This is a genomic window from Klenkia brasiliensis, from assembly GCF_900100695.1.
Classification (GTDB): Bacteria; Actinomycetota; Actinomycetes; order Mycobacteriales; family Geodermatophilaceae; genus Klenkia; species Klenkia brasiliensis.
In genome coordinates, this window is the sequence record NZ_FNCF01000004.1 from 457,542 (window position 1) to 480,042 (window position 22,501).

General features: G+C 74.5%; 18 protein-coding genes. 15 read left to right on the forward strand and 3 right to left on the reverse strand.

Going from position 1 to position 22,501, the window contains the following annotated elements:
• Positions 1-122: 122 nt before the first annotated feature.
• The 7 genes from ftsZ (at position 123) to BLT39_RS14150 (ending at position 5,900) form a co-directional block, all read left to right on the forward strand.
• On the forward strand, positions 123-1,379 hold the full coding sequence (gene ftsZ / locus BLT39_RS14120; protein WP_091064315.1) for a cell division protein FtsZ: 1,257 nt from the start codon (positions 123-125) through the stop codon (positions 1,377-1,379).
• A 60-nt stretch (positions 1,380-1,439) separates the two neighbouring features.
• Positions 1,440-2,129, forward strand: coding sequence for a peptidoglycan editing factor PgeF (gene pgeF, locus BLT39_RS14125; protein ID WP_242658406.1), 690 nt, complete (start codon positions 1,440-1,442; stop codon positions 2,127-2,129).
• Positions 2,126-2,833 carry a YggS family pyridoxal phosphate-dependent enzyme gene (locus BLT39_RS14130; protein ID WP_091064323.1) on the forward strand — a complete coding sequence of 236 codons (708 nt, stop codon included), beginning with the start codon at positions 2,126-2,128 and terminating at the stop codon, positions 2,831-2,833. Before pgeF ends, BLT39_RS14130 begins: the two co-directional genes overlap by 4 nt.
• Before the next feature lie 55 nt (positions 2,834-2,888).
• Positions 2,889-3,662, forward strand: a complete 774-nt coding sequence (locus tag BLT39_RS23360) for a cell division protein SepF (RefSeq protein WP_091064326.1) — start codon at positions 2,889-2,891, stop codon at positions 3,660-3,662.
• Positions 3,663-3,714: 52 nt separating this feature from the next.
• A complete protein-coding gene (locus tag BLT39_RS14140) occupies positions 3,715-4,011 on the forward strand; it encodes a YggT family protein (RefSeq protein ID WP_091064330.1) in 297 nt (98 codons plus the stop codon).
• A 97-nt stretch (positions 4,012-4,108) separates the two neighbouring features.
• Entirely contained in the window at positions 4,109-4,819 is a 711-nt protein-coding gene (locus BLT39_RS14145; RefSeq protein ID WP_091064334.1) for a DivIVA domain-containing protein, read from the forward strand.
• Between the two features lie 79 nt (positions 4,820-4,898).
• Complete coding sequence (locus BLT39_RS14150) at positions 4,899-5,900, forward strand: hypothetical protein (protein WP_091064337.1); 1,002 nt, start codon at positions 4,899-4,901, stop codon at positions 5,898-5,900.
• Between the two features lie 30 nt (positions 5,901-5,930).
• Here the strand turns inward: BLT39_RS14150 and ileS are convergent, their stop codons facing one another.
• Complete coding sequence (ileS, locus tag BLT39_RS14155; protein ID WP_091064340.1) at positions 5,931-9,089, reverse strand: isoleucine--tRNA ligase; 3,159 nt, start codon at positions 9,087-9,089, stop codon at positions 5,931-5,933.
• Positions 9,090-9,172: 83 nt separating this feature from the next.
• Here ileS and BLT39_RS14160 point away from each other — a divergent pair, with 83 nt between their 5' ends.
• Positions 9,173-10,684, forward strand: a complete 1,512-nt coding sequence (locus tag BLT39_RS14160; RefSeq protein WP_091064344.1) for a potassium/proton antiporter — start codon at positions 9,173-9,175, stop codon at positions 10,682-10,684.
• On the opposite strand, the gene BLT39_RS14165 is transcribed toward BLT39_RS14160, so the two are convergent.
• Entirely contained in the window at positions 10,681-11,247 is a 567-nt protein-coding gene (locus tag BLT39_RS14165; protein WP_091064347.1) for a TetR/AcrR family transcriptional regulator, read from the reverse strand. The genes BLT39_RS14160 and BLT39_RS14165 overlap by 4 nt on opposite strands.
• Positions 11,248-11,300: 53 nt before the next feature.
• Between BLT39_RS14165 and BLT39_RS14170 the strand changes: the two genes are divergently transcribed.
• Positions 11,301-12,398, forward strand: a complete 1,098-nt coding sequence (locus tag BLT39_RS14170; protein WP_165640274.1) for an MFS transporter — start codon at positions 11,301-11,303, stop codon at positions 12,396-12,398.
• Here the strand turns inward: BLT39_RS14170 and BLT39_RS14175 are convergent.
• On the reverse strand, positions 12,364-13,914 hold the full coding sequence (locus tag BLT39_RS14175) for a malate:quinone oxidoreductase (protein WP_091064353.1): 1,551 nt from the start codon (positions 13,912-13,914) through the stop codon (positions 12,364-12,366). The two genes, BLT39_RS14170 and BLT39_RS14175, sit on opposite strands and share 35 nt — an antisense overlap.
• A 207-nt stretch (positions 13,915-14,121) precedes the next feature.
• Here BLT39_RS14175 and lspA point away from each other — a divergent pair, with 207 nt between their 5' ends.
• The 6 genes from lspA (at position 14,122) to BLT39_RS14205 (ending at position 22,500) form a co-directional block, all read left to right on the forward strand.
• On the forward strand, positions 14,122-14,706 hold the full coding sequence (gene lspA / locus BLT39_RS14180) for a signal peptidase II (RefSeq protein WP_242658407.1): 585 nt from the start codon (positions 14,122-14,124) through the stop codon (positions 14,704-14,706).
• Between the two features lie 20 nt (positions 14,707-14,726).
• The gene (locus tag BLT39_RS14185; protein ID WP_207507969.1) at positions 14,727-15,659 is read left to right on the forward strand and encodes an RluA family pseudouridine synthase; all 933 of its coding nucleotides are present in this window, start codon (positions 14,727-14,729) and stop codon (positions 15,657-15,659) included.
• 13 nt (positions 15,660-15,672) lie between these two features.
• The gene (locus tag BLT39_RS14190) at positions 15,673-16,500 is read left to right on the forward strand and encodes a CPBP family intramembrane glutamic endopeptidase (protein ID WP_091064357.1); all 828 of its coding nucleotides are present in this window, start codon (positions 15,673-15,675) and stop codon (positions 16,498-16,500) included.
• Positions 16,501-16,621: 121 nt separating this feature from the next.
• Complete coding sequence (gene dnaE / locus BLT39_RS14195) at positions 16,622-20,161, forward strand: DNA polymerase III subunit alpha (protein ID WP_242658408.1); 3,540 nt, start codon at positions 16,622-16,624, stop codon at positions 20,159-20,161.
• Between the two features lie 36 nt (positions 20,162-20,197).
• Positions 20,198-20,872 (forward strand): DUF2567 domain-containing protein, encoded by a 675-nt coding sequence (locus BLT39_RS14200; RefSeq protein WP_109502159.1) that lies wholly within the window; start codon positions 20,198-20,200, stop codon positions 20,870-20,872.
• A 122-nt stretch (positions 20,873-20,994) separates the two neighbouring features.
• A complete protein-coding gene (locus BLT39_RS14205; protein ID WP_091064363.1) occupies positions 20,995-22,500 on the forward strand; it encodes an LCP family protein in 1,506 nt (501 codons plus the stop codon).
• Position 22,501 lies beyond the last annotated feature (1 nt).

The following is a 22,501-nucleotide window of genomic DNA, read 5'->3' on the forward strand; positions in this document are numbered from 1 at the left end:
CGCCGCTGCGCCGGAGGGTGCTGGCGTCGGGCAATCCGCGCCCCTAGCGTCGCCCCCATCGCCCTAGGTGACATAACTATAAGGCTTAACCTGAGGATGAGGGTCCAGTTGGGGAGCGCAGCATGACACCTCCGCACAACTACCTCGCGGTCATCAAGGTCGTCGGCATCGGCGGCGGCGGCGTGAACGCGGTGAACAGGATGATCGAGGTCGGCCTCAAGGGGGTCGAGTTCATCGCCATCAACACCGACGCGCAGGCGTTGCTGATGAGCGACGCCGACGTCAAGCTCGACGTCGGCCGTGAGCTCACCCGCGGCCTGGGCGCCGGCGCCCAGCCCGACGTGGGCCGGCAGGCCGCCGAGGACCACCGCGAGGAGATCGAAGAGGTGCTCAAGGGCGCCGACATGGTCTTCGTGACGGCCGGCGAGGGAGGTGGCACCGGCACCGGTGGCGCGCCCGTCGTGGCGTCCATCGCCCGCAAGCTCGGCGCGCTGACCATCGGCGTGGTCACCCGCCCGTTCTCCTTCGAGGGCAAGCGGCGGGCCGTGCAGGCCGAGTCGGGCATCGACGAGCTGCGCAACGAGTGCGACACGCTCATCGTCATCCCGAACGACCGGCTGCTCCAGCTCGGCGACCGGAACGTGTCCGTGATGGACGCCTTCCGCACCGCCGACCAGGTGCTGCTGTCCGGTGTGCAGGGCATCACCGACCTGATCACCACGCCCGGTCTGATCAACCTGGACTTCGCCGACGTCAAGTCGGTCATGTCCGGGGCCGGGTCGGCGCTCATGGGCATCGGCAGCGCCCGCGGGGACAACCGCGCGCTGCTGGCGGCCGAGCAGGCGATCGCCTCGCCGCTGCTGGAGGCCTCGATGGAGGGCGCCCACGGCGTCCTGCTGTCGATCTCCGGCGGCTCGGACCTCGGCCTGTTCGAGATCAACGAGGCCGCCTCGCTGGTCTCCGACGCCGCGCACGCCGACGCCAACATCATCTTCGGCGCCGTCATCGACGACGCCCTGGGCGACGAGGTGCGGGTCACCGTGATCGCGGCCGGGTTCGACGGCGGCAAGCCCAGCGGCACCGGCCGCAAGGTGGAGGCCGCACCGGCGTCCGCCGCGGGGGCCGCCTCGGTGCCCGCGCAGGCCCGTCCGGTCCAGCCGGCCCCGCAGCCGGCCCCGCGGCAGACCGGCGAGCGGCTGGTGTCCGGCCCGCCCGCCGGCGCGCAGCAGGCCCCGGCCCGGCCGGTGGCCCAGGGCGGCGGCATCTCCGTGCCGCCGCTGCCCCCGGTGCCCGGTCCGGTCGCCGGCGGTCGCCGTCCGCTGTCCTCGGACGACTTCGAGGAGGAGCTCGACATCCCCGAGTTCCTGCGCTCGCAGTAAGCAGTGGCTCCACGCGATCCGGCCGCCCCGCCGGCCCGGTCCCCCCGCCCCCGGCGGGTGGTGACCGACCGGCGGGGCGGCCGTTCGTCGTCCCCGTACGACGCGTTCAACCTGGGCGGCCACGTCGGGGATGACCCGGCCGACGTCGCCGCCAACCGGGAGCGGCTGGCCCGCGAGCTCGGGGTGGACGCCGCCGACCTGGTCTGGATGGACCAGGTGCACGGCACCGGCGTCGAGGTCGTCACCGGGCGGGCGACCGGCGCGCCGCCGCAGGTGGACGCACTGGTCACCGCCGTCCCCGGGCTCGTGCTGTGCGTGCTGGTCGCCGACTGCGTGCCGGTGCTGCTGGCCGACCCCGTCGCCGGGGTGGTGGCCGCGGTGCACGCCGGCCGGGAGGGCGTCCGGGCGGGCGTCGTGCCCGCCGCGCTGGCCGCGATGGCCGACCTGGGCTCGCGGCCGGCCGACGTGCAGGCCCTGCTCGGCCCGGCGGTCTGCGGGCTGGACTACGAGGTGCCCCGGGCCATGCAGGTGCAGGTCGCCCGGGTCGCCCCCGACGCCGCCGTCCGCTCCCGCACCGGCACCCCCGCCCTCGACCTGCGGGCCGGGCTCACCCAGGTGCTGCGCGGCGCCGGGGTGGGGCAGGTCGTGCAGGACCCGCGGTGCACCGTGGAGGACCGGCGGCTGTTCTCCCACCGCCGCGACGGCGTGACCGGCCGGCAGGCGGGCGTGGTCTGGCTGGACCCGGCGTGAGCGACCTCGCGGAGTCCTACGCCGCGGTGCAGCGGCGGATCGAGGACGCCGCCCGGGCGGCCGGCCGGGACCCCGCCACGGTGCGGCTGCTCGCGGTGAGCAAGACCCGCACCGCCGACGACGTGGCCACCCTGGCCGCGCTCGGCCAGCGGGAGTTCGCGGAGAACAAGGTGCAGGAGCTCGTGGCCAAGGCCGAGGAGCTCGCGCACCTGGACCTGCGGTGGCACCTGGTGGGCCAGCTGCAGCGCAACAAGGCCACCGCGGTGGTCGGCGCCGGCGCCGTCGTGCAGTCGGTGGACCGGGTGTCGCTGGTCGAGCGCCTGGCCGGGGTCGCCGAGCGGGCCGGGACGGTGACCGAGGTGTTCGTCCAGGTCGACCTGGGCGGGCCCGGGGGCGAGGCCGCCGCCCGCGGGGGAGTGGCCGCCGCGCTGGCGCCGGAGCTCGCCGACGCGGTGGCCGAGCAGTCCGCGCTCCGGCTGCGCGGGCTGATGGCGGTCGCGCCCCGGGGCGAGGAGCCCGGCCCCGCCTTCGCCCGCCTGGCCGCGCTCGCCGAGCGGGTGCGCCGCGACCACCCGGGCGCCGTCGAGCTCTCGGCCGGCATGAGCGGGGACCTGGAGGAGGCCGTCGCCGCCGGCGCCACGGTGGTGCGTGTCGGAACCGCGTTGTTCGGCCCGCGGCCCCTAGCCTCCGGGGCGGGACCATGAGTCACACCGGTCCCACGAGTCACGGATGACGACCAGCACAGAGAGGGGCCCTGGGATGGCCGGCGCCATGCGCAAGATGGGCATCTACCTCGGACTCGTCGAGGACGACGAGACGCGCGCCGCCTACGGGCGCTACGACGCGCGGCAGTCCGACCACGACGACCGCCCCGACCGGCGCGACCGGTACGCCGGCGACCACCGCGGTGACCGCCGGGACGACTACTACGACAGCCGCTACGAGTCCTACGACTCGGCGTACCCGTCGGAGGAGTACCCCTCGGAGGAGCTGGCCCTCGACGAGCCCGCGCCGGTGGCGGAGGCCCCGCTGCCGCGCCGCACCGGCCCGCGCCGGCTCGACCTCGCCGCGCCCGCCACCGTCGGCCCGCGGACCGGCAGCAGCCGGGTCGGGTCCTCCCCGGTGTCGGGCACCGCGACCTCCGGCCCGGTCGGGGCCACCGCCGCCGCCCTGCGCGACCCCGAGCCCGCCCCGGCGCCCCCGGTGGCCGCCCCGGTGGCCCCGCCGGTCGCCGCCCCCGTCGTGGCGCCCAAGGCCTACCGGATCACCACGCTGGTGCCGCAGACCTACAACGAGGCGCGCACCATCGGCGAGCGCTTCCGCGACGGCGACGCCGTGCTGATGAACCTGTCCGAGATCGAGGACGCCGACGCCAAGCGGCTGGTCGACTTCGCGGCGGGCCTGTCGTTCGGCCTGCACGGTAGTATCGAGCGGGTCACGGCCAAGGTGTTCCTGCTCTCCCCGGCCGGCACCGACGTGACCGCCGAGGACAAGGCCCGCATCCGCGAGGGCGGGTTCCTCAGCCAGCCCTGATCACCGGCTGCCGGCGGCCCCGCGTCTGCCCAGCCCCGAACGAGCGAGGACCGTGTCCCTTCTCCTGCAGATCGTGTCATCGGTCCTGCTGATCTTCCTGATCCTGCTGTTCGCCCGCTTCGTGGTGGACTGGGTGATGGTGCTGGCCCGCAGCTGGCGCCCCTCGGGTGCCGTCGCTGCCGGGCTCGAGGTCGTGTACGCCGCGACCGACCCTCCGCTGAAGGCGGTGCGCAAGGTCATCCCGCCGTTGAACCTGGGGAGCATCAGGTTGGACCTCGGGTTTATGGTGCTCCTGATCGCTGTGCTCATCCTGCGCAGCATCGTGGATTCACTGGCTGCCACCGCGTGACCAGTTCTGCCGTCCGAAGGAGCGGTCCCGCGGTCGCGGCCACGCGCCGCCCGTGGAGACTGCGCCCTGTTCCTCCCGTCCGACCCGAGGTGACCCGATGCCACTGACGCCCGCCGATGTGCACAACGTCGTCTTCAAGAAGCCGCCGATCGGCAAGCGTGGCTACGACGAGGACGAGGTCGACGCCTTCCTCGACGTGGTCGAGGCCGAGCTGGCCCGGCTGATCGAGGAGAACAACGAGCTCCGCAGCAACGGCGGCGGCTCCCGCACCGAGGAGCGCCCGGCCGAGCCGGTCGCCGCGGCGGCCCCGCCGGTCCCGGTGCAGTCCCGCGAGGACGACGGCGTGCGCGCCTCCCGGATGCTGACCCTGGCCACCGAGACCGCCGACCGGTACGTCAACGAGGCCAAGCAGCAGGCCGACCAGCTGGTCGGCAGCGCCAAGACCAACAGCGACCGGATGCTGGCCGACGCCCGGGCCAAGAGCGAGCAGCAGCTCGCCGAGGCCAAGCAGCGCGCCGACGCGATGGTCGGCGACGCCCGCACCCGGGCCGACACGATGGAGCGCGAGGCACGCGCCAAGGCCACCGCGCTGGACCAGGAGGCCGAGCGCAAGCACGTCGAGGTCATGGGCTCGCTGGAGGAGAAGCGCTCCAGCCTCGAGCGCAAGATCGAGGAGCTGCGCACCTTCGAGCGCGAGTACCGCACCCGGCTGCGCTCCTACCTCGAGTCGCACCTGCGTGACCTGGACAGCCGCGGCTCGGCCGAGCCGGCGTCCAACGCCCGGCAGAACACCCACGCCGGCGCCTGATCCACCCCGCACCACCCCGGAGCCCCCGCAGACACGGTCTGCGGGGGCTCCGTCGTGTGGTGCCGGTTACGCTCCGGCGGTGATCGTGCTGGCCGGGTTGCTCATCCTCGTCGCGGGCGCGCTGCTGGTCGGCGGCCTGGGCAACGGGCAGACCAGCATGCTGTGGGGGTCGGTGGGCGTGAGCGCCCTGGCCGCCGCCGCGCTGGTCGTGCAGTCGGTCCAGCGCCGCCGCGCCGCCTCCGTGGACCCCGGGACGGCTCGTGCGGAGGCCGGAGCGGCTCCCGCGGAGGCCGAGCCCGTCGCTGTCCGGGCGACGGCGGCCGCGCCGGCCGCGCGCGCCGTCGGCGGGCCCGCCCCGACGGCCGGGCCCGCCGCCGGAGCCGGTGCCGCGGAGCCCGTCTCCGCGGAGATCGCCGCGCTGCGGGCCGAGCTGGCCGAGCTGCGCTCCTCGCGGTCGGCGCACGCGACGCCCGCCGACGACGCCGTGCCGACCGAGGCCCCCGTGCCGACCGCGGACCCCGTGCCGACCGCGGACCGCGTGCCGAGCGAGGACGATCCGTCGAACCAGGACGACGTCCCGACCGACGACGAGGTGCCGACCGGGGGCGCGGAGCCCGTCGACGGCGCCGTGCCGGCCGGTGACGCGGTGCCGGTCCTGGCGACGCCGGCCGCGGCCGTCCCCGCCGCCAGCGGGCAGCACGCCCGCGACGAGAGCGACGGCCCGTCCGGGGACGCCCCCGCGCCGGCCGCCCCTGCTGCCCGCGCGGCCGCCGACGGGCCCGGCACCGGCACGCACGCCGTCGTCCGGCCCATCGTGCTGGGGGAGGACGGCGAGCCGGTCGAGGAGGACGTCGTCGTCACCGACCTGCTCATCGTGATCGACCTGGTCGACGAGGTCTTCGTCGTCGACGAGCACCCGCGGTACCACCTCGAGGGGTGCGCGGTGACCGAGGGCCAGGAGACGTTCGGCCTGCCGCTGAACGAGGCCAAGGGCGACGGGTTCACCGCCTGCGGCATCTGCCGCCCGGACCGCAGCCTGGCCGACGCCGAGCGCCGGCGCCGCGCCGCCGCCCGCTCCTGACCCGCACCAGCCGGCCGGCCGGACGCGGGGTCAGGCGCGGGCGACCCAGATGCGGCCGCCGGCGGGGGTCTCCACGCCCTCGCCCGCACCCGCGCCGCCGGCGTGCACCGACGTCGCCAGCACCTCGGCCGCCAGCTGGTCGGTGGCCTCGGTGAGCGCCTGCGCCAGCTGGCCCTCGGCGGTCCACCACAGCTCGATCCGGTCGCTGACCTCGAACCCGGCGGCCTTGCGGGCGTCCTGCACCAGCCGGACCACCTCGCGGACCAGCCCGGCCCGCTCCAGCTCCGGGGTCAGGGTGAGGTCCAGGGCGACGGTGAGCCCGCCGCCGGACGCCACGGTCCAGCCCTCCCGCGGGGTCTCGGTGACCACCAGGTCGCCGTCCTCGAGGGGGACGTCGGCGCCGTCCACGGCCACCGTCGCCGAGCCGGCGCGGTAGGCCGCCACCAGGGCGGTGGGGTCCTGCGTGGCGACGGCCTTCGCGACCGCCTGCACCTGCTTGCCCATCCGCCGCCCGACGGCCCGGAAGTCGATCTTCACGCTGACGTCGACCAGGTCCCCGCCGGCCTCGGCGACCGGCGCGAGCTCGGCGACGTTGAGCTCCTCGGCCACCTCGGCGACCAGGTCCCGCGGCAGCTCGCCCCAGCCCGGGGCGGCCACCAGTGCGCGGGCCAGCGGCTGGCGGGTGCGCACCTTGGCCGACGTCCGGGCCGAGCGGCCCAGCTCCACCAGCCGCCGGACGACGTCCATCTGCTCGACCAGCCGGTCGTCGCGCGCAGCCTCGTCGACCGCGGGCCACGAGGAGAGGTGCACGGAGTCGGGGGCGTCGACCAGGCCCGGTGCGACCACCTCGCGCCACACCCGCTCGGTGACGAACGGGGTGAACGGCGCCATCAGCCGGGTCAGGCCGTCGAGCACCTCGTGCAGCGTGCCCAGCGCGGCCGGGTCGCCGTCCCAGAACCGGCGGCGGGAGCGCCGGACGTACCAGTTGGACAGGTCGTCGACGAACGCCGCCAGCAGCCTGCCCGCGGTCTGGGTGTCGAACTCCTCCAGCGCCTTCGTCACGCCGTCGGTGACGGTGGCCAGCGACGCCAGGGCCCAGCGGTCCAGCAGCGGCCGGTCCGCCGCCGCCGGGGCGGGGGAGGAGGCCGGGTCCCAGCCGTTGGTCGAGGCGTACAGGGTGAAGAAGGAGGCGGTGTTCCAGTAGGTCAGCAGGACCTTGCGGACGACCTCGGACAGCGTCTCGTGGCCCACCCGGCGGGCCTGCCACGGCGAGCCGCCGGCCAGCATGAACCAGCGGACGGCGTCGGCGCCGTGCCGGTCCATCAGCGGGATGGGCTCCAGGATGTTGCCCAGGTGCTTGCTCATCTTGCGGCCGTCCTCGGCCAGGATGTGGCCCAGGCACAGCACGTCCTCGTAGGAGGACTTCCCGAACACCAGGGTGCCCACGGCCATGAGCGTGTAGAACCAGCCGCGGGTCTGGTCGATCGCCTCGGCGATGAACTGGGCCGGGTAGGCCGCCTCGAAGGCCTCCTTGTTCCGGTGCGGGGCACCCCACTGCGCGAAGGGCATCGAGCCGGAGTCGTACCAGGCGTCGATGACCTGCCGGACCCGGCGGAACTCGCCCTCGACGCCGGGCAGGGTGAAGACGACGTCGTCGATGAAGGGCCGGTGCGGGTCGAGGTCGGACAGGTCGCGGCCGGTCAGCTCCGACAGCTCGGCCAGCGACCCGACGGCGACCAGGTGCTGCGGGTCGAGCTCGTTGCGCCAGATCGGCAGGGGCGTGCCCCAGTACCGGTCGCGCGACAGCGCCCAGTCGACGTTGTTGTGCAGCCAGTCGCCGTAGCGGCCCCACTGCACGTTCTCCGGGTGCCAGCGGGTGGCCTCGTTCTCGGCCAGCAGCTGGTCCTTCACCGCGCTGGTGCGGATGTACCAGGACGGCTGGGCGTAGTACATCAGCGGCGTGTGGCAGCGCCAGCAGTGCGGGTAGGGGTGCTCGTAGCGCTGCTCGCGCCACAGCACGCCCCGGTCGGCCAGGTCCTGCACCAGCGTGGGGTCCGCGGCCTTGAAGAAGTGCCCGCCGACCAGGGGGACGTCGGCGGTGAAGTGGCCGGTGGCGTCCACCGGGTTCACCACCGGCAGGCCGTAGGCGCGGCAGACCGCCAGGTCCTCGGCGCCGAACGCGGGGGACTGGTGCACCAGGCCGGTGCCGGAGTCGGTGGTCACGTAGTCGGCGAGCAGCACGTAGTGCGCGTCGCCCTCGGGGAACTCGACGAGGGAGAAGGGCCGCTGGTAGTGCACCCGCTCCCAGTCGCGGCCGGTGGTGGTGGCCAGCACCTCGTAGGGCACGTCGGCCCCGAGGACGGCGGCCACCAGCGGCTCGGCGACCACGACGGTGCGCTCCCGCCCGTCGTGCTCGGCGCGCACCACCAGGTAGGTGGTGTCGGGGTGGACGGCCACCGCGGTGTTCGACGGCAGCGTCCACGGCGTCGTCGTCCAGACCAGCAGGTCGGCCCGGCCGGCCCACTCGCCGCTGGTGATCGGCAGCGAGACGTACACGGAGGGGTCGGTGACCGTCTCGTACCCCTGGGCGACCTCGTGGTCGGACAGGCCGGTGCCGCAGCGCGGGCAGTAGGGGGCGACGCGGTGGTCCTCGGTGAGCAGGCCCTTGTCGAAGATGGTCTTCAGCGACCACCACACGCTCTCCACGTACTCGGGGTTCATCGTCCAGTACGCGGTCGACATGTCGACCCAGTAGCCCATCCGGTCGGTGAGCTCGGAGAAGTCGGCCACGTGCCGCTCCACCGACTCCCGGCAGCGGGCGTTGAACTCGGCGATGCCGTAGGCCTCGATGTCGGGCTTGCCGTTGAAGCCCAGCTCCTTCTCCACCGCGATCTCCACCGGCAGGCCGTGGCAGTCCCAGCCGGCCCGGCGGGGCACCGAGAAGCCCTGCATGGTCTTGAAGCGCGGGAAGACGTCCTTGAAGGCGCGCGCCTCGATGTGGTGGGTGCCCGGGCGGCCGTTGGCGGTGGGCGGGCCCTCGTAGAACGTCCACTGCGGACGCCCGGCGGAGGCCTCCAGCGAGCGCGCGAACACCTTCTCCTCGGCCCACTGGTCGAGCACCTCGTGCTCGAGGGCCGGCAGGTCCACCTGGGCGGGGAGGGGGCGGAAGGGGGAGGTCGGGCTGCTCACGCGTCCATCATCCCAGCCCGGGAACACCGCATTGACCCCAACGTCACCCGCCTGCGGGAGACTGGCCGGGTGGGGAGCCGCTGATGTCGACGACGGTGACCGTCGCCCTCGCCGTCGGCGCCCTCGTGGTGCTCACCGCCGCCGTCGCGCTGCGGCTGTCCGACCGGCTCGGCCTGCCCGCGCTGCTGCTCTACCTCGCCCTCGGCGTCGGGCTGGGGGAGGACGGGCTGGGGATCCAGTTCTCCGACGTCGACCTCACGCAGACCCTCGGCGTGGCCGCGCTCGTGGTCATCCTGGCCGAGGGCGGGCTGACCACCCGGTGGTCCGACGTCCGGCGCGCGGTCGGCCCCGGGCTGACCCTGGCCACGGTCGGGGTGCTGGTCTCGGTGGCCGCCACCGCCGCGGTCGCGGTCTGGCTGCTCGGGTTCGGCTGGACCGACGCGCTGCTGCTGGGCGCGGTGGTCAGCTCCACCGACGCCGCCGCCGTGTTCGCCACGCTGCGCCGGCTGCCGCTGCCGCGGCGCATGGCGGCGTCCCTGGAGATGGAGTCCGGCCTCAACGACGCCCCGGTCATCCTGCTGGTGCTGGTGCTCTCCGAGCGGCTGGCCGGCGGGGAGACCGCGCCCTGGTGGGTCACCGCGGTCGAGGTCGTCGGCGAGCTGGCCGGCGGGTCGGTCATCGGCGTGGCCGTCGGGTTCGGCGGGGCGTGGCTGCTGCGCCGGGTCGCGCTGCCCCTGGCCGGCTTCTACCCGCTGGCCACCCTCGCGCTGTGCGTGCTCGCCTTCGCCTCGGCCGACCTGGTGCACACGTCGGGGTTCGTGGCGGTCTACCTGGCCGGGCTCGTGCTGGGCAACGCCCCGCTGCCGCACCGCGCCGGCACCATCGGGTTCGCCGAGGGCATGGCCACCCTGGCCCAGATCGGGCTGTTCGTGCTGCTGGGCCTGCTGGCCAGCCCCGGGCGGCTGCTCGACGTGGTCCCCGAGGCGCTCGTGGTCGGCCTCGCGCTGCTGCTGGTCGCCCGGCCGCTGTCGGTGGTGGCCAGCCTGACCTGGTTCCGGGTGCCCTGGCCCCAGCAGGCGTTCATCTCCTGGGCCGGGCTGCGCGGCGCGGTGCCGATCGTGCTGGCCACCTTCCCGATCGCGGCCGCCGTGCCCGGGGCGACCCGGGTGTTCGACATCGTCTTCGTGCTGGTCGTCGTGTTCACCGTCGTGCAGGGCGGCTCGCTGCCGGCGGTGGCCCGGCTGCTGCGGATCGCCACCCCGGTCACCCCGCGCGACATCGACGTGGAGTCGGCCCCGCTGGACGAGCTGGGCGCCGAGCTGATGCAGCTCACCGTGCCGCCGGGTTCCCGGCTGCACGGGGTGTACCTGCCCGAGCTGCGGCTCCCCGAGGACGCCGCCGTCGTCCTCGTCGTGCGCGACGGCAAGCCCTTCGTGCCCGACGCCGACACCCGGCTGATGCGCGGGGACCAGGCGCTGCTGGTGTCCGCGCGCGCCTCGCGGGCCGAGGCCGAGCGCCGGCTGCGGGCGGTCAGCCGGGCCGGCCGGCTGGCCACCTGGCGGGGCGAGACGGGTCGGCCGACCGAGGTCGACTAGCGCCAGCGGTCCACCAGCGCTGCGGCGGTCGCCCGGCCCTGCGCGGTGGCACGTGCCGGGTCGGTGCGCAGCGCCATCGCCAGCGCCCCGGTGACCACGACGAGCAGGTGCTCGGCGAGCTCGGCGGCGTCCTCGCCGGCCACGGGGGCGGCCAGCTCGCGCAGCCGACCCCGCAGCAGGGCGGTGTCCTCGGCCAGTGCGGCCACGGCGGTGCCGTCGTCGGCGGGGGCGCCGGCCGCGGCGTCGAGGAAGGCGCACCAGCGGGACGGCGTCCCCCCGGTGCCGAACGCGTCCAGCGCGTCGAACACCGCCAGCAGCCGGGCCCGGTCGTCGGGCGCGGCGGCCACCGCGGCGGACCAGACGTCGTCCCACCGGCGGAGCCGGGCGGCGAGCGCGGCGGCCTGCAGGCCGGTCTTGCTGCCGAAGTGCGCGTACAGCGTGGCGGGCGCGACCCCGGCGCGGGCCAGCACCGCGTCGACCGGCGTGCCGGCGAAGCCGCCGGAGGCGAAGAGCTCCTCGGCGGCGTCCAGCAGCCGTTGCCGGGCACCGGGTCGCGGGGTCACCCGGTCACTGTAACGATCGTTCTGTGAAACGGTCGTTTCGTTCGGTCGTCCTCGTGGCGGCCGGCACCGCGTTGGTCGCCTGCACCTACGGGTTGGTCCGCTACGCCGTCGGGTTGAGCGCCCCGGACGCCCAGCGCGACCTGGGGCTGTCCACCGCGGCGGTCGGCCTGGTCGCCGGCGGCACGTCGGTGGCCTACTGCCTGGCCGCGGCGCTGGCGTTCCTGCACGCGGAGCGGCGTCCGCGGACGGTCGTGGCCGGGGCGGGTGCGGTCGCCGTGCTGGGCGCGGCCGGGGTGGGGACGGCGGGCTCCGCGGCGGTGTTCGCCGCCGCGGCGGTGCTCGGCAGCGCCGGGGCCGGTGCGGCCTCGCCGGGCCTGGTGGTCCTCGTCCGCCGCGCGGTGGCGGGCCCGGCGGAGCCGCGGGCGCAGGCGGTGGTGAACGCGGGCACCGGCCCGGGGCTGGTCGTGGCCGGGCTGCTCGCGATGCTGGTCGAGCGGTGGCAGGTCGCCTGGACCGCCGCGGCCGCGGGCACCGCCGTGGTGACCGTGGTCGTGCTGGTGGCCGCGCGCGGGGGCGGTGCGGCGGCGCGCGCGCCACGGGCGGACGCGGGCCGGCGGTGGGTGCTGCCGGTGCTCGCGGCGGGTCTGCTCGGCGCCGGCAGCGCGGCGGTGTGGACCCACGGCCGCACGGTGCTGCAGGACGGCGGGCTGGGCGAGCGCCCCGCGCTGTGGGTGTGGGTCTGTCTCGGCGTCGGTGCCACGGGCGCCGCGGTGGCCGGCCCGCTGCTGCTGCGGGCCGGCCCGGTGCCGGCGTGGTCGGCGTCGGCCGCGCTCACCGCCGTCGCCGTCCTGGCCTGGGCCCTGCCGCCGCGCGGGGCGGTGCCCGTGCTCGCCGCGCTGGTCTTCGGCCTGGGGTTCACCACGGCGACCACGGCGCTGATCGCCTGGGCGGGACAGGTGTCGCGCACCCCCGCGGCCGCGGTCTCCGTCTTCTTCGTGGCCCTGCTGCTGGGTCAGGCAGCCGGGGCCCCGGCGACCGCCGCGCTGCTGGACGCGGGGACGCCGGTCGCCCTGGGCGCCGCCGCGGCTGCGACCGCGGCCGCGGCGGTGCTGCCGCTCAGCGGGCGCCGGCGAGCTCCACGGGCCCGGTGAGCTCCAGCGTGCGGGTGGTCTCCTCGCGCACCTCGGCGAACAGTGCCGGGTCGTCGGCGAGCACGCGGCCGTAGGAGGGGATGGCCTCGCGCAGCAGCGGCTCCCACTCGGCGTGCCGGTCGGGGAAGCAGCGGCGCAGCAGGTCCAGCATCGCGGCCACCGCGGTGGACGCGCCGGGGGAGGCACCCAGCAGGCCGGCGATGGTGCCCTCGCCGCCGACGACGAGCTCCGTGCCGAACTGCAGGACGCCGCGGCCCTTGTCGTCCTGCTTGATGACCTGCACGCGCTGGCCGGCGTGGATCATCTCCCAGTCGTCGCCGTCGGCGGTGGGCACGAACTCCTCGAGGGCCTCGATGCGGTCCGAGGGGCGCTGCAGCACCTGGCCGATGAGGTAGCGGGTGAGCGCGGTCTGGGTGCGGGCGACACCGAGCATCGAGCCGATGTTGCCCAGGCGTACCGACTTGGGCAGGTCAAGCCACGACCCGGCCTTGAGGAACTTGGGCGAGAAGCCGGCGTAGGGGCCGAACAGCAGCGACTGCTTGCCCTCGATGAGCCGCAGGTCCAGGTGCGGCACCGACATCGGCGGGGCGCCGACGGCGGCCTGGCCGTAGACCTTGGCCTGGTGGCGGGCGGCCAGCGCCTCGTTGGTCGAGCGCAGGAACAGCCCGGACACCGGGAACCCGCCGAAGCCCTTGATCTCGGGGATCTCGGCGCGCTGCAGCAGCGGCAGCGCACCGCCGCCGGCGCCGACGAACACGAAGCCGGCGTTGACGGTGAACTCCTGGCCGCTGGCGTGGTGGCGGGCGCTGACCTTCCAGCGGCCGTCGGTGGTGCGCTCGAGGCCCTGCACGCTGGTGCCGGTGTGCACGGCGACGCCGCGGGCGGTGGCCTGGTCCAGCAGCAGCCGGGTCAGCGACCCGAAGTCGACGTCGGTGCCGGCGGTGGAGCGCGTGGCGGCGACCGGCTGCGCGGGGTCGCGGCCCTCCATCATCAGCGGCACCCACTGCGCCAGCTCGTCCTGGGAGGTGGTCAGCTCCAGCTCGGCGAACAGCGGCGAGGCGGTCAGCGCGGCGTGCCGGGCCCGCATGTAGCGCTGGCCCTCCTCGCCGTGCACGAAGCTGATGTGCGGCACCGGGGTGATGAAGTGCTTGGGCGAGTCGGTGAGCCCCGAACGCACCAGGTGCGACCAGAACTGCCGGGACAGCTGGAACTGCTCGTTGATCGAGTTGGCCTTGGTCGCGTCGACCGTGCCGTCCTTGCCCGCCGGTGTGTAGTTCAGCTCGCACAGCGCCGAGTGCCCGGTGCCCGCGTTGTTCCAGCCGTCGGAGCTCTCCGCGGCGACCCGGTCACCGGCCTCGAACAGCGTGATCGACCAGTGCGGGGCCACGATCCCCAGCAGGGCGGCCAGCGTCGCGCTCATCACCCCGCCCCCGACCAGGACGACGTCGGGGCGCGACGTGTCGGGGACGACGGGGTGGGCGTACTCGCCCGGCGCGGTGTTCTCGGCGCTGGTCACGGGGCTGGTCGGGCCTTCCTGGTGGTCGCGCGCGGCGGTCGTTGCCGCGCGCTGCGTTCAGGGGAGCGGGGTCACCGCTGCGGTCCATCGTCGTCCCACCGCGGGCGGCGCACCCCACCCGGGCGGTGTGACCCTCGCCATGCTCCCATCGGGTGCCCGACCCCGCTGGTGGGCGGTTCGCCCAGGTCGGCTCGGTACCGTCGTCGCGTGCCCGAGGAAGTCGACCGCCCGTCCGAGCCCGCCGGCCCGACCAGCGAGGTCGGCCACCGTCGTCCGCGCACGGCGCTGCTGGTCGGCCTGGCCGCCGGCATCCTGGCCCTGGACCTGGTCACCAAGCTGGTCGTGGTGGCCACGCTGTCCGACCGCGAGCCGCTGCGGCTGCTGGGCGGGGCGCTCTACCTCACCGAGGCCCGCAACACCGGTGCCGCGTTCTCCTTCGCCGAGGGCGCCACGGTGGTGTTCAGCCTCATCGCCGCGGTCGTCGTGGTGGTCATCGTGCGGGCCGCGCGCCGGCTGTTCTCCACGGGCTGGGCCGTGGCGCTGGGCCTGGTGCTCGGCGGGGCGCTGGGCAACCTGGTCGACCGCGTCTTCCGCGACCCCGGGTTCCTGCGCGGCGGGGTCGTGGACTTCTTCTCCCTGTTCGACCCCTACGGCCGGGTGTGGCCGATCTTCAACGTCGCGGACTCCGCCATCGTGTGCGGCGGCATCCTGGGCGCGGTGCTGGCCGTGCGGGGCATCGAGTTCGACGGGTCCCGCGGCGGCGGGGACCGGAAGCGCGCGGGGACCGACTGACCGTCGGTCACAATGGCGGGGTGACCGCCAGCCTGCGCCGTGAGCTCCCGGTGCCCGACGGCCTGGAGGGCCAGCGGGTCGACCAGGCGCTGTCCCGGCTGTTCGGGCTGTCCCGCGGCGCCGCCGCCGACCTCGCCGACGAGGGCCGGGTGCTGGTCGACGGCCGGGCCCGCAGCAAGGGCGACCGGCTGACCGCGGGCAGCTGGCTGGAGGTCGAGCTGCCCCCGCCGCCGGGCGAGCCCGCCCCGCCGCAGGCGGTCGAGGGCATGGCCGTGGTGCACGACGACGACGACGTCCTGGTCGTCGACAAGCCGGTCGGGGTCGCCGCGCACGGCAGCCCGGGCTGGGACGGGCCCACCGTGGTGGGCGGCCTGGCCGCGGCCGGCTACCGCATCTCCACCAGCGGCGCCGAGGAGCGCCGGGGCATCGTGCACCGGCTCGACGCCGCCACCACCGGGCTGATGGTCGTCGCCAAGAGCGAGCGCGCCTACACCCTGCTCAAGCAGGCGTTCAAGGAGCGCACCGTCGACAAGGGCTACCACGCCCTGGTGCAGGGCCACCCGGACCCGTCGCGGGGCACCATCGACGCCCCGATCGACCGGCACCCCAAGCACGACTGGCGGTTCGCCGTCGTCAGCACCGGCCGGCCCTCGGTCACCCACTACGACACCCTCGAGGCCTTCCGGGCCGCCTCGCTGGTCGACGTGAAGCTCGAGACCGGCCGCACCCACCAGATCCGGGTGCACTTCTCCGCCATGCGCCACCCGCTGGTCGGCGACATGGCCTACGGCGCCGACCCCACGCTGGCCGCCCGGCTCGGGGTGTCCCGGCAGTGGCTGCACGCGGTGCGGTTGGGCTTCGCCCACCCCGCCGACGGCCACTGGGTGGAGTTCACCAGCAGCTACCCCGCCGACCTCACCGGTGCGCTGGACCGGCTGCGCGCCGAGGCCTGAGCGCCCTCCCGAAGTGACCGGCCTGCCAGACTCCCTCGCCGACCTCGGTCCGGCGGCCTTCGCCGCGGTCGTCGTCGCCGGGTACCTGGTCGTCGGCGAGCCGGTCGTCGGGCACGTCCTGCACCGCCGGTTCGAGGACCGGATGCGCACCGACGCCCGTGCCCGCCGGTCGTTCTACCTGCGCCTGCTGGTCCTGGAGTGGGGTCTGTCCCTGCTGGCCCTGGTGGTCTTCCTCGCCGCCCCGGACGTCGACGCCGGGCAGGTCGGGCTGCGCTGGCCGCAGGCCTGGCCTGGCTGGCTCACCTCGGCGGCCTGCCTGCTGCTGGTGGCCTTCGTGGTGGTGTCCACCCGGGCGCTGCGCTCGGGCGCGCTGGCCGACGCGGCACCCCCGCCCACCGGCCGGCACGGGGAGCCCCCGGTGCAGTCGACGGTGGCGCTGCTGCCCCGGTCGGCGGCCGAGCGGCGGCTGTTCGCCGTCGTCGGGGTCACCGCGGGGGTGTGCGAGGAGTGGCTCTACCGCGGCTTCTTCCTCGCCGTGGTCGCCGCCGTCGTCCCCGGGCTGCCGTCGGGGGTGCTGGTCGTCGTGGCGGCGGTCGCCTTCGGCGCCGCGCACGCCTACCAGGGCGTGGGCGGGGTGCTGCTCACCGGCGTGCTCGGCGGGGTGTTCGCCGCGCTCTACCTGCAGACCGGGTCGCTGCTGCTGCCGGTCCTGCTGCACGCCGCGGTCGACCTGCGGTTCCTGCTCGTGCCCACCGCCGCGCTGCCCCCGCTGGCGCCCCGCGCGGGCCGGGACCGGGACACGCGGGGAGACCAGCGCGACTCTGTCGGACCCCCGGAGTAGACAGCGGGGAGTGCGAGGATCGGGGGGCCTGCACCCCGTGCACCCGACCTGATCGCGCACTCGGCCTTCCCCGCCGGTCAGCACCACCAGCACCTGCACCACCGACCAGTGAGGAGCCCCCGTGCCCGACGCCGAGAACTTCGTGCACCTGCACGTGCACACCGAGTACTCGATGCTCGACGGCGCGGCCAAGCTGCCCGAGGTCACCAAGGCCGCCGCCGAGCAGGGCATGCCGGCGCTGGCCATGACCGACCACGGCAACGTCTTCGGCGCGTACGACTTCTACAAGCAGGCCAACGCCAACGGCGTGAAGCCGATCATCGGCATGGAGGGCTACTACACGCCCGGCTCGCGGTTCGACCGCGCGCCCTACGACTTCGGCGCCATCGCCGACGAGGACGGCGAGGGCGCCTCGTCCAAGGGCAAGGCCGCCTACACCCACATGACCCTGCTGGCCCGCACCACCGAGGGCATGCACAACCTGTTCCGGCTCTCCTCGCTGGCCAGCCTCGAGGGCCAGTACCGCAAGCCGCGCTTCGACCGCGACCTGCTCGAGCAGTACGGGAAGGGCCTGATCGCCACCACCGGCTGCCCCTCGGGCGAGGTGAACATGTGGCTGCGGGCGGGCAAGGTCGACCGCGCCCGGCAGGCGGCGGCGGACTTCCAGGACATCTTCGGGCGGGAGAACTTCTACGCCGAGGTCATGGACCACGGCCTGTCCATCGAGAAGCAGACCAAGCCCGCGCTGCTGGAGATCGCCAAGGACCTCGGCATCCCGCTGCTGGCCACCAATGACCTGCACTACACCCACCGCGAGGACGCCGAGGCCCACGACGCCCTGCTGTGCATCCAGACCGGGGCGCGGCTGAACGAGACCAACCGCTTCAAGTTCAACGGCGACGGCTACTACCTGAAGTCCGCCGCCGAGATGCGCGGGCTGTTCACCGAGATGCCCGAGGCCTGCGACAACACCCTGCTGGTCGCCGAGCAGTGCGAGGTCACCTTCACCGAGGGCGCCGACCTCATGCCCCGGTTCCCGCTGCCCGAGGGCGAGGACGAGACCTCCTGGTTCATCAAGGAGGTCGAGCGCGGGCTGCACAAGCGCTGGCCCGGCGGCATCCCCGACCACGTGCGCAAGCAGGCCGACTACGAGGTCGGGATCATCACGCAGATGGGCTTCCCGGGGTACTTCCTCGTGGTCGCCGACTTCATCAACTGGGCCAAGGACAACGGCATCCGGGTCGGCCCGGGCCGTGGCTCGGCGGCCGGTTCGCTGGCCGCCTACGCGATGGGCATCACCGACCTCGACCCGCTGGCCCACGGCCTGATCTTCGAGCGGTTCCTCAACCCCGAGCGCGTCTCCATGCCCGACGTCGACATCGACTTCGACGAGCGCCGGCGCGGCGAGGTGATCCGCTACGTCTCGGAGAAGTACGGCGAGGAGCGGGTCAGCCAGATCGTCACCTACGGCACGATCAAGGCCAAGGCCGCCATCAAGGACGCCGGCCGGGTGCTGGACCGGCCCTTCTCCGTCGGCGACGAGCTCACCAAGCTGCTGCCGCCGGACGTGATGGGCAAGGGCATCCCGCTGACGGGGGTCTTCGACCCGGCCCACCCGCGCTACAAGGAGGCCGCGGAGTTCCGCGCCCGCTACGAGTCCGACCCGGGCGCCGCCGAGGTGGTCGACCAGGCCCGCAAGCTCGAGGGCCTCAAGCGCCAGTGGGGCGTGCACGCCGCCGGCGTCATCATCGGCCGGTACCCGCTCATCGACAGCGTGCCGATCATGCGGCGCGAGGCCGACGGCGCGATCATCACGCAGTTCGACTACCCGACCTGCGAGACGCTCGGCCTGCTCAAGATGGACTTCCTGGGCCTGCGCAACCTCACGGTCATCGACGACGCGCTGCGCAACATCGAGATCAACGGCAAGCCCGCGATCGACCTCGACGAGCTGAGCAAGGACCTCACCGACCCCAAGACCTACGAGCTGCTGTCCAAGGGCGAGACGCTCGGGGTCTTCCAGTTCGACGGCGGCCCGATGCGGTCGCTGCTGCGGCTCATGCGCCCGGACAACTTCGAGGACATCTCGGCCGTCGGCGCGCTGTACCGGCCCGGGCCGATGGGCGCCAACTCGCACACCAACTACGCCCTGCGCAAGAACGGCCAGCAGGAGATCACGCCGATCCACCCGGAGCTGGCCGAGCCGCTGGAGGAGATCCTCGGCCAGACCTACGGCCTGATCGTCTACCAGGAGCAGGTCATGGCGATCGCGCAGAAGGTCGCCGGGTACTCCCTCGGCAAGGCCGACCTGCTGCGCCGCGCCATGGGCAAGAAGAAGAAGTCGGTGCTGGACGCCGAGTTCGTCGGCTTCGAGGCCGGCATGAAGGCCAACGGCTTCTCCGCCGCGGCGGTCAAGACGCTGTGGGACATCCTGGTCCCCTTCGCCGACTACGCGTTCAACAAGGCGCACTCGGCGGCCTACGGCCTGGTCTCCTACTGGACGGCCTACCTCAAGGCGAACTACCCGGCCGAGTACATGGCCGGCCTGCTCACCAGCGTCGGCGACGACAAGGACCGCCGCCCGGTGTACCTGGCCGAGTGCCGCCGGATGGGCATCAAGGTGCTCCCGCCCGACGTCAACGAGTCCTCCTGGGACTTCACCGCCGTCGGCGACGACATCCGCTTCGGCCTGGCCTCGGTGCGCAACGTCGGGCACAACGTGGTGGCCTCGATCGTCAAGGCGCGGGAGGAGAAGGGCGCCTTCCGCGACTTCAACGACTTCATGCGCAAGATCGACACCGTCGCCTGCAACAAGAAGGTCATCGACTCCCTGGCCAAGGCCGGCGCCTTCGACTCCCTCGGGCACTCCCGCCAGGCCATCGCGGTCAAGCACTCCGAGGCCGTCGACGCCGCCATGTCGGTCAAGCGGCGCGAGGCCGAGGGCCAGTTCGACCTGTTCGGCGACATGGGCGGCGACGACTCCGGGGCCGGCGCCTTCGACGTCGTGCTGGGCACCGCCGACTGGTCCAAGGCCGAGCGGCTGGTCTTCGAGCGCGACATGCTCGGCCTCTACGTCTCCGACCACCCGCTGCACGGCGTGGAGCACGTGCTCACCAGCCACGCCGACACCGCGCTGGCCGAGATCCTCGCCGGCGGCGTCGAGGACGGCGCCAACGTCACCGTCGCCGGCATCCTCACCGCGGTCTCCCCGCGCACCAACAAGCAGGGTGCGCCCTGGGCGATCGCCACCATCGAGGACCTCGAGGCCGGCATCGAGGTGCTGTTCTTCCCCAAGACGTGGCTCGAGGTGCAGGACAAGGTCGCCCGCGACCAGATCGTCGTGGTCAAGGGCCGCATCTCCCGGCGCGACGACACGCCCTCGATCTTCGGCTCCGAGGTGATGATCCCCGAGCTCACCGAGGGCCCCCGCGGCCCCGTGCTGGTCTCCATGCCCGCCGCCCGGTGCACCCCGCCGGTCGTGGAGCGGCTGCGCGAAGTGCTGGGCAGCCACCCGGGCACCACCGAGGTGCAGCTCAAGCTGATCAACGGGCAGCGCGAGACGGTGCTGCGGCTGGACCAGCGCCTCTCGGTGCGGCCGAGCACCGCGCTCATGGGCGACATCAAGGCGCTGCTGGGTCCCACCAGCGTGGCCATCCTCTGAGCGCCGCCGCCGTGCCCCTGTGGTCGAATCGCTGACGTGACCGCCGCCCAGTCCCCGTCCCCGGCCCCGGCGCCGGGCCCGCAGCCGGTCCCCGCCGACGAGCACCCGCCGGCGGTGCGGGCGGGTGTGCCGGGCCTGCGCGGGAGCCGGGGCGACGTCCGCGGCGCGGTGGTCACCGTGGTCGTGCTGGCCGTGCTCGGTCTGGCCGCCGGCCTGCTGTGGGTGTGGCTGGCCCCGCGGGCGCAGTTCACCGTCACCTCGACCGACGGCGCGGTGCAGGTCACCGGCGGCGGGCTGGTCGACCCGGAGCTGTTCGCCTCCGACGACGGGGTGTTCGTGCTCCTGCTCGGCGGGCTCGGCCTGCTGGCCGGCCTCCTGGGCTGGCTGCGCCGGCGTCGGCGGGGCGTGGTCACCCTGGTCGGCCTGGCGGTGGGCATGCTCGCGGCCTCGGTCACCGCGTGGCAGCTGGGTGCGGTGCTGGGCCGGGGCCCCTCGCGGGAGCAGCTGAGCACGGTCGGCACCGTCGTCACCACCGCGGTGGACCTCAACATGCTGGCGGCCCTGGCCGTCGGCCCCTTCGCCGCCGTGCTCGTCTACGTGGTGGCCACCGTGCTGGCCAGCCGGGACGACCTCGGCCGCGACGACCTCGGCCGCGACGACCTCGGCCGCGACGAGCCTGCGGGACTGGCGGGACCCGCGATCCGGGAGTGACGAACCGTTACCCGACGGGCCCGTCGCTCCACTACGCGCTGCTGTTCAGCTGTCACTCTCGGTTCCGTGCTCCGGAGTTCCGCTGACCTCGCCCTGACGACCGACCCCCACGGGGGCCGGTCGTGAGCGACGAGCGCCCGCCCCAGCTCCCCGCCCGCCTGGACCCGCGGCTGGGCCGGACCGCCGGGGCACCCACCGGCGGCGGCCACCGGGTCGCCGTCGCCGTCCGCGCGCTGGCCGGCGTGCTGAGCGTGCTGCTGGTCGCCGGCAGCGGGTGGGGCTGGTACCTGGTCCGGGTGGCCGAGGCCAGCGTCAACCGCACCGACGCCATCCCGACCACCGGCAACAGCGACATCAACGGCGACGGCCACGCCGGCCAGGAGATGAACATGCTCCTGGTGGGCGTGGACTCCCGCGCCGGGCTGACCGAGCAGCAGATCGAGGAGTACGCCACCGGCGACCCCGACGACCTGCACAACACCGACACGATGATGCTGGTGCACATCCCCGCCGACGGGTCGGCCGCGTCGTTCGTGTCCTTCCCGCGCGACATGTACGTGCAGATCCCCGGCCACGGCAAGGGCAAGCTGAACTCGGCCTACGCCGCCGGCTACGACGACGTCGACGGCAGCGACGAGGAGAAGCGGGCCGGCGGGGCCCGGCTGCTCATCCAGACGATCAGCAACCTGTCGGGTCTGCAGATCGACCACTACGCCGAGGTCAACCTGCTCGGGTTCATCAACCTGACCTCGATCGTGGGCGGCGTCGACGTCGACCTGTGCCAGCCCAGCGACGACACGGTCACCGGCGCGCACTTCGACGCCGGCCCGCAGACCCTCACCGGCAGCCAGGCGCTGCTGTTCGTCCGGCAGCGGCACGGCGTGGGGGAGCGGTCCTCGGACTTCGACCGGGTCGCCCGCCAGCAGGTCTTCATCGCCGGCATGCTGCGCAACCTGCTGTCCTCGGACCTGATGCTCAACCCGAACAAGCAGCGCCAGGTCGTCGAGCAGGTCGGCAGCTCGGTCACCCTCGACCGCGGCCTGGACATCTTCACCCTCGCCGCCCAGATGCAGGGCGTGCAGCCGGGCAGCATCACCTTCCAGACCATCCCCGGCCTCACCGACGCCAGCGTCGACGGCGTGTCGGTCCTCCAGCTGCCGCCCGCGCAGGTGCTCACCGACTTCTTCGCCGACCTGACCACCGAGCCCGAGCCCGCCGCCGACCCGGCCCCGGCGCAGGCGCCGGCCACGGTGGCCCCGGCGCAGGTCACCGTGTCGGTCCTCAACGGCTCCGGCGTCTCCGGTGCCGCGGCCGGTGCGGCCGAGGACCTCGCCACCGCGGGCTTCGTGGCCAGCAGCGGCGGCAACGCCCCCGCCTCGGCGACCACCACGATCACCCACCGGACCGGGGACGACGCCGCGGCGGCGACCCTGGCCGCACGGGTGCCCGGCGCCGCGGTCGCCGTCGACGACACCCTGGCGCCCGGCACGGTCGCCCTGGTGCTGGGTACCGACTTCAACGGGGTCGGCCAGCCGGTCACCGCCGCCGCGCCGACCAGCGCGCCCGTGGTCCCGGACTCCTACGTCAACCCCGAGCGCACCGCCGCCGACACCAGCTGCATCAACTAGG